The 11,923-nt window shown below is 67.7% G+C and carries 7 protein-coding genes and 1 pseudogene; 6 read left to right on the top strand and 2 right to left on the bottom strand.

Going from position 1 to position 11,923, the window contains the following annotated elements; all coding sequences use genetic code 11:
• Positions 1–106 precede the first annotated feature (106 nt).
• Together AB0B25_RS26045 and AB0B25_RS26040 are read right to left on the bottom strand one after the other, a co-directional pair.
• Positions 107–1,807 (bottom strand): serine/threonine-protein kinase, encoded by a 1,701-nt coding sequence (locus AB0B25_RS26045; RefSeq protein WP_357184489.1) that lies wholly within the window; start codon positions 1,805–1,807, stop codon positions 107–109.
• Positions 1,791–3,080 carry a serine/threonine-protein kinase gene (locus AB0B25_RS26040; protein ID WP_357184486.1) on the bottom strand — a complete coding sequence of 430 codons (1,290 nt, stop codon included), beginning with the start codon at positions 3,078–3,080 and terminating at the stop codon, positions 1,791–1,793. The genes AB0B25_RS26045 and AB0B25_RS26040 overlap by 17 nt, the downstream gene beginning before the upstream one ends.
• Positions 3,081–3,253: 173 nt before the next feature.
• On the opposite strand from AB0B25_RS26040, the gene AB0B25_RS26035 reads away from it, so the two are divergent.
• The 6 genes and pseudogenes from AB0B25_RS26035 to AB0B25_RS26010 all read left to right on the top strand — a co-directional run bounded on the left by AB0B25_RS26035 (position 3,254) and on the right by AB0B25_RS26010 (position 11,605).
• On the top strand, positions 3,254–4,024 hold the full coding sequence (locus AB0B25_RS26035; protein ID WP_357184483.1) for a deoxyribonuclease IV: 771 nt from the start codon (positions 3,254–3,256) through the stop codon (positions 4,022–4,024).
• 193 nt (positions 4,025–4,217) lie between these two features.
• Positions 4,218–5,435: a CoA transferase gene (locus AB0B25_RS26030; protein ID WP_357184480.1), complete on the top strand. Its 1,218-nt coding sequence runs from the start codon at positions 4,218–4,220 to the stop codon at positions 5,433–5,435.
• Between the two features lie 163 nt (positions 5,436–5,598).
• Positions 5,599–6,513 (top strand): hydroxymethylglutaryl-CoA lyase, encoded by a 915-nt coding sequence (locus tag AB0B25_RS26025; protein WP_357184477.1) that lies wholly within the window; start codon positions 5,599–5,601, stop codon positions 6,511–6,513.
• Between the two features lie 255 nt (positions 6,514–6,768).
• Positions 6,769–7,545: an ABC transporter ATP-binding protein gene (locus AB0B25_RS26020; RefSeq protein WP_357184474.1), complete on the top strand. Its 777-nt coding sequence runs from the start codon at positions 6,769–6,771 to the stop codon at positions 7,543–7,545.
• 34 nt (positions 7,546–7,579) lie between these two features.
• Positions 7,580–10,108 carry an FtsX-like permease family protein gene (locus tag AB0B25_RS26015; RefSeq protein ID WP_357184472.1) on the top strand — a complete coding sequence of 843 codons (2,529 nt, stop codon included), beginning with the start codon at positions 7,580–7,582 and terminating at the stop codon, positions 10,106–10,108.
• Positions 10,109–10,419: 311 nt separating this feature from the next.
• Positions 10,420–11,605 (top strand): annotated as a pseudogene (locus tag AB0B25_RS26010) (IS701 family transposase).
• The last annotated feature ends 318 nt before the right edge of the window (positions 11,606–11,923 follow it).

Genomic DNA, 11,923 nt, shown 5'->3' with positions numbered 1-11,923 from the left:
AAATCCGCTCGGGCGCCGCGCCGCCCCGGCGTCGGATTGTTCAGGTAGTTGCGGTACCGATGAGCGGACTTGCGCTCAGCGCGGCACCGGGCCCGCGCCTCATGCGTCAGTTCAACGGCGCCGAGCGCCACCAGCGCAACAGCTCGTTGATCGTCGTGGAACTGAAGCCGTCGGTGTACATCAGGAACTGGGTTCGGTCCGGATCACCGGTGAACGCGGTGACCATCTTGGCGCCATCATCGACGTATTTGTAGTTGGTGTAGGACTTTCCGCCGTTGGTGTCGTTCGACTCGGCAGCCTGTGCGGGCAGCCGTTTCAGCACGTTCTGCACGTCGGCGGGCGTCTTGTAGGCGTAGATGCGGTAGTACGGATCCTTGTTGTTGCCGCCCTTGTAGCAGCGCCACTGGGCCGCCCAGGTCCCGAAGTCCGGCTCGCCCTTGGACGGAGAGGGCGGCGAACTCGCCGAGGCCAGCCAGCACTCGGCGCCGTTGTACCCGATATCCTCGGTCTTGGACGCGGGCACCATCCCGGGGAAGGCCGCACTGATCGACTCCGCGGTCGGATCGACGAGGTTCGGTTTCACCGCGGACGTGGTGGTAGTGCCGCCGTTGTTCGAGTGCGAGTCGGCGACCGCGCCGATGATGCCGAGTACCACCAGGATCAGCAGGACGACGCCGACCGCGAGGCCGATGATCAGGCCGTTGTTCGTCTTTCGTGGCGGTCCGGTCGGTGGGTACCGATGCGCGCCGAACGGCGGTGCGGGCGGTGCGTTGAAGGAGGAGAACCCGGACTGCGGGGGATAGGCGTTGCCGACGTTCGGTGGTGGCGTCGAGCCGGAACGCGGTGGCTGATTCACCGGCGACGCGCCGGCCATCGGCCGCGGTCCCGTTGTCGGGCGCGGACTGCCGGTGACCGACTGCGGTGGTCCGGAGCCCGGCCGAGGGCCGCCTACCATCGGCATCGAGTGCCTGCTCGGAGCGGTCAGCGCGTGCATGGCGGCCGCGGCGAGGTCCGCGCAGCTGGCGAACCTGTCGTCGGGACGCTTGGCCATCGCCCTGGCCAGCACGCCGTCCAGCGAGTAGGGAAGGCCGGGGCGGACGCTGCTCAGCGCGGGCGGGGAACCCTGCAGATGCCCCTGGATCACCGCGGCGGGGTTCGTCGCCGAGAACGGGCCGGTTCCGGTGAGCAGCCAGAACAGTGAGCAGGCCAGCGAGTACTGGTCGGACCGGTGGTCGAGCGACGCGCCGGTCAGCTGCTCGGGCGAGGCGTAGGCGAGGGTCGCGGTGAAGGTGCCGGTCTGGGTGAGATGACCGGTGTCGTCGCGCAGTCGCGCGATACCGAAGTCGGTGAGATACACCCGCTCACCGCGGCCGGGACTGGAGCGGGCCAGCAGGATGTTGCCGGGTTTCACGTCACGGTGCAGCACACCGCTGCCGTGCGCGTGGTCCAGCGCGTCCGCGGTCTCCTTGATGATCTGCACCGCGCGTTCGGGCGGCAGCGCTGTCGGTTCCACCGAGGCGGCGTCGATGCCATCGACGTACTGCATCGAAATCCACAGCTGTTCGTCCTCGAGCCCACGGTCATACACCGTGACGATGTTCGGATGATCGAGCTGGGCGACCAGATCCGCCTCCCGTTCGAACCGCGCCCGCAGCTCCTTGTCGAAAAACAACTCCGGGTTCAGCAGTTTCAGCGCGGTCAGGCGCGGCAGCCGCGGATGCTTCGCCAGGTATACCGATCCCATGCCCCCACGGCCCAGTTGCCGCTCGATGACATAGCCGGCGAAAACATCACCGCTGGCCAGCATGACTGCTCCACTTCCCGCCGCGCGCCGGGACCCGCCGGCGAACAGGCGTACAGCATAAGAACGCGTGGTCGCAGCCACGCTCCAGCACGGAAAACATCGAAACCATAGCAGCAGGTCCAGGGTGACGGGTCGTGCGTCGAGTCGCGTTCGTCGCGGGTGATCGGCGACAACCGGGAACTGTCGGTGGGGGGCGCGGATCGGGTGGTTGCCGGTGCGCGGCCGAGCCCGGCCGCCTCCGCAGATCGGGCAGCTCGATCGTGCCGGGGTGCACCGTGCGGCGCGGCGGTGGGAAACCCGGCCGCGGTCGCGTCGCCGGTTCTCGCGGCATCGCGTCGTGCGGCATCGCTGGGTGCCGTGGCACGGTCGGCGGCGCCGCAGGCCGCGTCGGTGATGGGGTGGGGCGCCGGTCGGCGTCGATGTCGAGACGCCCATGGGGATAGCCGGCGGCGAGGGCGCGCCGGGCCGCGGCGGCGAACTCCGCGCAGCTGGCGAACCGATCGGCCGGGCGCTTGGCCATGGCGCGCGCCAACACCGGATCCAGCGCGGCGGGTAGGCCGGGGCGCACTCTGCTCAGCAGCGGAATCGGCGCGTAGATGTGGCTGTTCACCACATCCATTGGGGTGGCGGCGGGATAAGGGGCCGTGCCGGTCAGCATCCAGAACAGCGTGCAGGCCAGCGAATACTGGTCGGCTCGGTCGTCCAGTGGCTGGCCGGTCAACTGTTCCGGCGCGCCGAAGGCCAGCGTCGCGGTAATCGAGCCGGACGAGTCGATCGTGGGGTCGGCGCCGCGCACACCCGCGATGCCGAAATCGGTCAGCAGTACCCGCTCCTGCTGTCCGATCGGCGCCTTGGCCAGCAGGATGTTCGCCGGTTTCACATCGCGGTGCAGAACCTGGTTGGCATGGGCGAAATCGAGCGCGGCGGCGGTGTCGGTGGCGATCTGCACCGCGCGGCCGGGCGCGAGTACGTTGACGTCCGCGCGGGAGGCGTCCGCGCCGGGCACGTATTGCATGGAGATCCACAGTTGGCGGTCCTCGGCGCCGCGGTCGTACACCGTGACGATGTTCGGGTGGTCCAGCCGTGCGACCAGGTCGGCCTCGCGCTCGAAGCGGCGGCGACTGTCCACGTCGGAGTACAGCTCACGGTTGAGCAGTTTCAGCGCTGTCAGGCGCGGCAGCCGGGGATGCTGCGCCAGGTAGACGGTACCCATGCCACCGAGACCGAGCACCCGCTTGACCACATAACCGGCGAAGACGTCGCCGTTCTGCAACACCGTTGCACTCCCTTGTCGTATCGAGCATGCGGATATCAACGATGTATCTCGCTGAGCCGTCCGGATGCAACAGTGGGGGCGCATCCTCAGGTCGCCGTCGGCCGCGCTTTCTGCGGTTCGGCCCGCGCGGGCTGCGGGCGGACTTCGTCAGACCGTGCCCTTAGGCTGACCCTATGCGCATTGGAGCACATGTCCGGCTCGACAGCGACCCGATCGGCTTCGGTGAGAAACTGGGCGCCGACGTCATCCAGATGTTCGTCGTCGATCCCCAGAGTTGGGACAAGCCCACCCCACACCCGCGGACCGAGGAGATCCTCGCGAGTCCGATCGACGTCGTGGTGCACTCCTCCTACCAGATCAACGTGGCAAGCCTGAACAATCGGCTGCGAATGCCCTCGCGCAACGCGGTGGCGCAGCAGGCGAAGGCGGCCGCCGAACTCGGCGCGTTCGGACTGGTGGTCCACGGCGGCCATGTGCGTTCGGACGCCGAGGTGGAGACCGGAATCGACAACTGGCGCAAGTTGTTCGAGCGCCAGCAGGACAAGGGCGGCTTCTCGGTGCCGATTCTGATCGAGAACACCGCGGGCGGCAACCACGCCATGGCCAGGCACTTCGACATGATCGCGCGGCTGTGGGACGCGGTCGGTGGATACGGCGCGGGTTTCTGCCTGGACACCTGCCACGCCTGGGCCGGTGGCGAGGAGTTGCTCGGCGTCGTCGATCGGATCAAGGCGATCACCGGCCGCATCGACCTGGTGCACCTGAATTCCTCCCGGGACGAGTTCAACTCCGGCGCCGACCGGCACGCCAATTTCGCCGACGGAACGATCGACCCGCAGCTGCTCGCCGAGGTGTGTTCGACGGCCGACGCCCCGGTGATCCTGGAGACCCCCGCCGACGGCGTCGCAGACGATCTGGCCTACCTGCGCGAACACTTGACCTGATCGCCCCCGGTGCGATCAGGATGCGACCTGGCCTGACGTCGCGTCGCGGCGGGTCGGTGGACGCGCCCGAATCGGGGTTGTGGATTTCCGGTCTGGTCACGAGTCCGACCGGGCCGGGCCCGGTACGCCTCGCCGTGGTTGTGCGCCGAGGTTCACGCCCGAGTCCATTGCGGGATGGTCCACACTGGTGACCATGAGTATTCGGCCGCTGGACGGGGTGCGCGTCCTGGAACTCGGCAACTACATCGCCGCGCCGACCGCCGGGCGCATCCTCGGCGACTTCGGTGCGGACGTGATCAAAGTGGAACGACCGAAAGCCGGTGACGAGCTGCGCAACTGGCGGCTCTACGGTGGCGACACCTCGATGCTCTACCGGACCATCAACCGCAACAAGAAGTCCATCACGCTGGATCTGCGCACCGAGGCGGGGCGCGGCATCGTGCTCGATCTGATCCGGCGGTGTGATGTGCTGCTGGAGAACTTCCGGCCGGGCATGCTGGAGAAGTGGGGTCTGGGGCCTGAGGTATTGAACGAGGCGAATCCGGAGTTGGTGATCACCAGGATCTCCGCCTACGGACAGACCGGTCCGCTGTCCACACGCCCCGGGTTCGCCGCGGTGGCCGAGGCGGTCGGCGGCCTGCGGGAGCTGGTCGGTGACCCGGATCGTCCGCCGGTGCGCACCGGCGTCTCGATCGGCGATTCCATCGCCGGCATCTACGCCGCGTTCGGCACCGTGATGGCGTTGTTCCAGCGTGAGCGCCGCGGTACCGGGGACGCGCCGACACCGTTGCGGGAGCGCGTGATCGATGTGGCGCTCAACGAGGCGATTCTGTCCGTGATGGAGTCACTGGTGCCGGACTATCTCGCCTACGGCATTCAACGTGAACGCGTCGGTGGCCGGATGGAGGGCATCGCGCCGAGCAATGCCTACCCGTGCGGTGATGGAACCAGCATCATCATCGGCGGCAACGGCGACGCCATCTTCCAGCGCTACATGGCCGTCATCGACCGTCCCGACCTGGCTGCCGACCCGGGCCTGCAGGACAACGCCGGCCGTTGGCGCGAGCGCGAGCGGCTGGACGCGGCCATCGGCGAGTGGACGATCCGGCACACCCGCGCCGAGGCGCTCACCCTGTTGGAGGCCGCCGACATTCCCTGCGGGCCGATCTACACCGCCGCCGACATCGTGGCCGACGAGCAGTATCGGGCGCGCAACATGATCCAGCCGTTCGCCGTCGATGTCGGCGAGCCGGAGCCGAAGACGGTCGGCTTCCCCGGCATCGTCCCGGTGATCGGTGCGCAGTCGCTGCCCATTCGAACGGTCGGGCCCGACTTGGGGGAACACACCCGAGAGGTACTGTCCGAACTACTCGGCATGAGCGAGGCCGAGATCGACGCGTTGGGGGTGTGATGAGCACACAGTCACACGATCGCAGGCGACCCGAGGGCCGTGGGGGACGGGAATTGCGATCGCCGGGCAGCAGCCGGCCGGTGGTGCAACCGAACCCGACCGGGGCGGGGGAGAAGCCGTGGGGCGGCGTGATGTGCGGCCGCCGCCAAGTGCGGGAACAGCGATGACCGTGCCTGTCCTGCGCGACGTGACGCTGCGCGACGGGCTGCAGTTGACCGGCAAACTACTGCCGGTCGGGCGCAAGGTGGAGGTCGTTCGCCGCTTGCTCGCACTCGGCGTGCCCGCGGTGGAGATCGGCTCCATGGCGCGGCCGGACCTGGTGGCGCCGATGGCGAATACGATGGAACTCGTTGCCGCGTTGACTCCCGAAGAGCTGCGACATTGCTGGGTGTGGGTGGCCACCCCGCGGCACGTGGAGAAGGCAGCCGCCGCGGGGGTACGCAACTTCCAGTACTGCTTGTCGGTGTCGGACTCGCACAACCGGGCCAACCTCGGGCGCGGCACCGAAGACAGCGTCGCCGCGATGCCGGAGGCGATCCGGCTGACCGAATCGGTGGGCGGGTCGATTCAGCTGTGTCTGGCAACGGCTTTCACCTGTCCGTTCGACGGTCCTATCGATCCGGAGCGGGTGCTGGCCATCGCGCGCGACCCGCGCACCGAGGGTGCGGACGACATCGTGCTCGCCGACACGCTCGGCCAGGCGTATCCCGGTCAGGTCGCCGCGCTCGTCACCGCCGCGCGGGAACGAACACCGCGGCGGCGCATCGTCTTCCACGGTCACGACACCTGGGGGATGGGCGTGGCCAATACCCTCGCCGCGGTCGCGGCCGGCGCGGACATGGTCGACGGGGCGCTCGGTGGCCTCGGCGGTTGCCCCTTCGCGCCGGGTGCGAGCGGGAATGCCGCCTCCGAAGACATTCTGTTCGCGACCAGGCCGCAGTGGTTCACCCCGGCGACACTGGCCGCGCTGGTGGCCCTGTCGGAGGAGTTGCTCACCGAACTCGGCGAATCCAATCGTTCCCGTGCCGCCGAGGGCGCACTGTCCAAGGCATCCGCCTTCGAGTGGGTTGTCGGCTGAATTCGGCCTGAGCGACCCCGCGCGCTCGCCGGGTGCAGTCGCTGCCCGGATCGACCGATTGCGGACCCGGCCGGCGATGATCCTGGGCAGGGCAGCCGGTCGGGCAGGTCTTTCGAGACGAACTCTGCGCGCATGTGCTGGCTGGGGAACCTGGTCAGGTCAGGCGGGCGCCCCACCCGCGGTCCGGCGGTGTCTACCGAGAGTCGGGGACTTCCCTGATGGGCGCGCAAGCGCGAACCTGTAACACTGGACACCATGACTTCGCAAGCCATCGGCGCCGAAACCGCCGAGACGACGGCTCCGACCGGTGTCGCCGCCAATGCTATCGCGCTGACCAAGGTCTACGGATCGGGAGATACCCAGGTCAGGGCGCTGGATGGGGTATCGGCCGAATTCGCGAAGGGGGAGTTCACCGCGATCATGGGCCCGTCCGGGTCGGGTAAGTCGACCCTGATGCACTGCTTGGCCGGGCTCGACAGCGCGACTTCCGGGTCGGTCCGGATCGGGGACACCGACCTCACCACGCTGTCCGACAAACAGATGACACGCCTGCGCCGGGACCGCATCGGGTTCGTCTTCCAGGCGTTCAACCTGGTGCCGACGCTCACGGCACTGGAGAACATCACGCTGCCGCTGGATATCGCCGGGCGCAAACCGGATCAGGAATGGCTGGATACCGTACTGAAGCGACTCGGGCTGACCGATCGGCTCACCCACCGTCCCAGCGAGCTGTCCGGTGGACAGCAGCAGCGCGTGGCGTGCGCGCGGGCGCTCGCGGGCAAGCCGGAGATCATTTTCGGTGACGAGCCGACCGGCAACCTGGACTCTCGCGCCTCGGAGGAGGTGCTCTCGATCCTGCGTGCCGCGGTGGACGAATTCGGGCAGACGGTCGTCATCGTCACACACGAGCCGCATGCGGCCGGGTTCGCCGACCGGGTGATCTTCCTAGCCGATGGCTGCATCGTGGATGAGTTGCGCGATCCGACCGCGGACACCGTACTCGACCGGATGAAGTCGTTGGAGCAGGCGTGACCGGGCCGTCGCGGGAGAACCGGGAGTGGGCGTGATGGCCGGAAGTCCGATGCGGAAGGTGGCGCTGCGCAATCTCGCCGCACACAAGGTCCGCCTTGCCCTGACCCTGTTGTCGGTGGTGCTCGGGACTGCCTTCATCGCGGGATCGTTCGTGTTCACCGATACGCTGCAGCGCACCTTCAATGGGATCTTCGCCAATGAGGCCGCCGGCGTCGATGTCAGGGTGAGTCCGAAAGAGCGCCAGGCGCAAGGTATTCCGAACAATGTGGTGGACGAGCTGGGGAAGTATCCCGGCGTCCGCACGGCGGCGCCCAGTGTGAACGGCCCGTTGGTGCTGCTCGATCCCACAGGGAAGAAAGCGGTACAGACCGGCGGAGCGCCCACCTTCGGCCAGTCGTACTTGCCGCCGGGCAAGGCCGTCGCGAAGCCGGACAAGTTCGTGCAGGGCGTGCCGCCTGCTCGACCCGGTGAGATCGGGCTCAACACCGGTGGAGCCGAGCAGGCCGGGCTGCGCGTCGGTGACCGGACCAAGCTCTTGGTTCCCTCGCAGCCCGATCCGATCGACGTGACTCTCACCGGTATCTACGAAGTCCCGTCGGACACCGGCGGCCTCATCGGTGTGCTGTTCGACGACACGCAGGCGCGCAAGCTGTTCACCGATGGGGCGCACGTCGCCTATGTGGACCTCGCCGCGGACGGCGTTCCCGCCGACGAGCTACGCGACGAACTGGCCGCGGCGTTGCCGAACTACAAGGTGCAGAACGGCGATCAGGTCCGCGCCGACCTGAAGAAGGAGATCTCCAACGCGCTCAATTTCATCAATTACTTCCTGCTCGCGTTCGGCGCGATCGCGTTGATCGTCGGCACCTTCATCATCTACAACACCTTCTCGATGATCGTCGCGCAGCGCCTGCGTGAACTCGCCTTGCTGCGCGCGGTCGGGGCGAGTCGCAGGCAGGTCGGCCGGTCGGTGGTGGCCGAGGCGTTCGTCATCGGGTTGATCGGCAGTGTGATCGGTCTGGCGGGCGGCGTCGGATTGGCGTTCGGGTTGTCGGCGGTGCTCAATGCCTTCGACCTCGGGCTGCCCACCGGATCGATGACGGTGCTGCCACGCACCATTCTGGTCGGTTTACTGGTCGGTCTCGCGGTGACGATGGTCAGCGCCTACGCGCCCGCGCGCCGGGCGTCGAGGATTCCACCTGTCCAGGCCATGCGTGAGGAGTTCGCCTCCGCCGGTGAGTCGCTGCGGCGTCGCACGGTGATCGGCGCGGTCCTGGCGGTCCTCGGTGTCGGGCTCGTCGTGGTGGGTGCGAAGTCTGCCGGCGGCACGGCGGCCATCACGGTCGGGGTCGGCGCGCTCGCGTTGATCTTCGCGGTGCTGCTCGCCGGGCCCGCGCTGTCACGGCAGGTGGTGGCCTGGCTCGGGGTGCTGGTGCGCCCGTTCGGACCGATCGGCCGGATGGCGCGCAACAACGCGGTGCGCAACCCCCGCCGCACTGCCGCGACGGCTTTCGCGCTCACCTTGGGGCTGATGCTGGTGTCGGCGATCGGCATGCTCGGTGCGTCCGCGAAGGCCAGCGTCGGTGTTCTGGTCGACAAGGGTGTCCGGGCCGACTATGTGCTCGCCGGCCCTCAGCTGCTCGGGGTGCCGTTCGGCGCCGCCGACGCGGTCCGCACTTCGGTGCCGGGTGTCGCCGACGTGATCGGGATCCGCGCTGCCAGTGTGAAGATCGGCGACGACCAGGTTCTCGCGGGCTCGGCGGACGGTCCGCTGGACGGGGTGTTGAACTACGACATCGTGCGCGGTTCGAACACCCTCGGCGACCGCGACGTGCATGTGTCCGATGCCGAGGCTGCCGACCGGGGCTGGCATGTCGGTGATCAGGTTGCCGTGACCAGCTTCGATGGCAAGAAGATTCCGCTCACCGTGACCGGCGTGTACAAGAAGACACCCCTGCTCGGCTCGCTGGTGATCTCGCGGTCGGTGTACGAGGACGTGGTGCCGCTGAACTTCCGGACCGATTACCTCGTGCTGATCACGGCGAAGCCGGGCGCGAATATCCCCCAGATGCGCACCGACCTGGAAAAAGCGACCGAGCAGTTCGTCGTGGTGCAGGTACAGGATCGCGAGCAGTTCAAGGGTGCGCAGGGGCGGCAGATCAACACGCTGCTGGCCATTCTCTACGGGCTGCTCGCGCTGGCGGTGGTGATCGCGATCCTCGGCATCGTGAACACGCTCGCGTTATCGGTGGTCGAGCGGCGACGGGAGATCGGCATGCTGCGCGCCGTCGGCATGCGGCGTGCCCAGGTGCGCAGGTCGATTTATCTGGAGTCGATGCTGATCGCGGTGTTCGGCGCCCTCGTCGGCACGGGACTCGGGCTCGGGTTGGGTGTCGGGTTTCTGCGAACCTTGCGCGATCTGGGGCTCGACCAGATCGCGATTCCGTGGTCGCAGCTGGTGCTCGTCCTGATCGGCTCCGCGGTGGTCGGAGTGCTCGCCGCGCTCTGGCCCGCCGTGCGGGCGGCGCGTACGCCGCCGCTCGCGGCCATCGCCGATCTCTGACAGATCGCGCGGCGCACGTTCGATGTGCGCCGCGGTCCGTGTCGTGGACCGGCGTGGCAGTTTCCGTCTTCCGGTGGTTGTCGGTAGCCGGTCCGGGTTCCTCGCCGATCTAGGGTTGCCGTAGTACTCGCCGAATATCGGGCGGATTGTGCGTCACGAACGCAGAGAGGGGCTGGAGATGTAGGAGAAGCTTCTCGAAGCGGTGCTGCGTGAGAGATGGAGGATGCTCGGCCCTCCAGCGTCGCCCTGCACGGGGGAGGCGCTAATACTGCAACTGCACTCAGGTGATTCGTTGCTGGTAGACCTGTCTCGTGGTGTTGGATCATGCTGTGGCCGAGCTGGATTCGTTGATGACGAGGATCGGGGAACGTTTCACCCGTGCCGAGCCGCGGGGGCGGGCGCGGGAGTATGTGTCCGGGCTGGTCGCCGGTCTGGAACGTAAGAACGGGTGGACACTCGCGGAACGTGCTGGTGAGGGCTGTCCGGATGGGATGCAGCGGTTGCTGCGTGCCGCCGACTGGGACGTCGACGCTGTCCGTGACGATGTGCGTGATTACGTGGTCGAACACCTCGGCGACTCCGAGGCCGTGCTGGCCGGTGACGATACCGGGTTCCTGAAGAAAGGCACTAAATCCGCTGGAGTGCAACGCCGGTACTCCGGTACGGCCGGCCCGTACGGAAAACTGTCAGATCGGGGTGTTCCTGGCGTACGCGTCCCGGCACGGGCACGCTCTGATCGACAGGGAGCTTTACATCCCGGAATCGTGGACCAGCGATCGGGGCCGCTGCCGCGACGCCGGCATTCCCGACGAGGTCGCCTTCGCTACCAAGCCGCGGCAGATGATCGCGATGCTGGCCCGCGCGCTGGCCGCGAAGGTGCCGTTCATGTGGTTCACCGCCGATGAAGCCTACGGGCAAGCCGGCTACCTGCGGGACTGGCTCGCCGACCACGACGTGTTCTATGTGATGGCCACCCGCTGCGACCACCAATTGACCACCCGCGCCGACCGCACCGCCCGCGCCGACGAACTCGTCGCCGAATTCGGTGCGGCGTCCTGGCAGCGGTTGTCGGTCGGTGCCGGCGCGCACGGACCCCGCGAATACGACTGGGCACGCCGCCAGATCGACGGGAGGTGGGCGGCCGGGCGCGGGCACTGGCTGCTTGCCCGGCGCAGCATCAGCAACCCGACCGAGATCGCCTACTACATCTGCTACGGCCCGGCCTCCGCGCGGCTGGTCGACCTCGCCTGGACAGCGGGGTCTCGCTGGCACGTGGAAGAAGCGTTTCAGCAGGCCAAAGGCGAGGCCGGACTCGACCACTACCAGGTCCGCAAATGGCGCGCCTGGCATGCCCACATCACCCTATCGATGCTCGCACTGGCCTGGCTCGCCGCGACGAAAACCGGTGCTGCAAAGAGGGCCTCGCCGACAGCGAGGACGGCATGGTCGCTCTCACGCTACCGGAGATCCGCCGTCTGCTGGTCGCGTTCGTGCTGACCCGGCTCAATCCCGCCGACCATATCTGGGGCTGGTCGCGGTGGCGGCGACGCCGACAGCACCAAGCCCGGCTATCGCACTACCGGCGCCGCGGCCACCCACTCACCTGAGTGCAGTTGCAGTACTACTAATACCAATGCCGCTCACATAGGGCCTGTCGATCAATAACACGCAATTTGTCCGAATGTTGTTGGGCTGGTGTGGTATTGAGTAACGGCTGCGACGTCTGGGAGGGTGATCCCGGTCGGGGTGACGGTGTGTCCGGCCAGGTCGAGCAGGGGTCTGGTCTGCTTGATGGTGTTGTGGACGGTTTGCTGG

This window comes from Nocardia sp. NPDC049190 (genome assembly GCF_040648115.1).
In the GTDB taxonomy this organism is placed as follows: domain Bacteria; phylum Actinomycetota; class Actinomycetes; order Mycobacteriales; family Mycobacteriaceae; genus Nocardia.
Note: the sequence above shows the minus strand (reverse complement) of the source record. Positions and strands in the feature narration are given on the sequence as shown.

Coding starts and splice junctions, on each gene's coding strand:
- AB0B25_RS26035 (WP_357184483.1), top strand. CDS start 3,254: ATGCGCATTGGAGCACATGTCCGGCTCGACAGCGACCCGATCGGCTTC.
- AB0B25_RS26045 (WP_357184489.1), bottom strand. CDS start 1,807: ATGCTGGCCAGCGGTGATGTTTTCGCCGGCTATGTCATCGAGCGGCAA.
- AB0B25_RS26015 (WP_357184472.1), top strand. CDS start 7,580: ATGGCCGGAAGTCCGATGCGGAAGGTGGCGCTGCGCAATCTCGCCGCA.
- AB0B25_RS26020 (WP_357184474.1), top strand. CDS start 6,769: ATGACTTCGCAAGCCATCGGCGCCGAAACCGCCGAGACGACGGCTCCG.
- AB0B25_RS26025 (WP_357184477.1), top strand. CDS start 5,599: ATGACCGTGCCTGTCCTGCGCGACGTGACGCTGCGCGACGGGCTGCAG.
- AB0B25_RS26030 (WP_357184480.1), top strand. CDS start 4,218: ATGAGTATTCGGCCGCTGGACGGGGTGCGCGTCCTGGAACTCGGCAAC.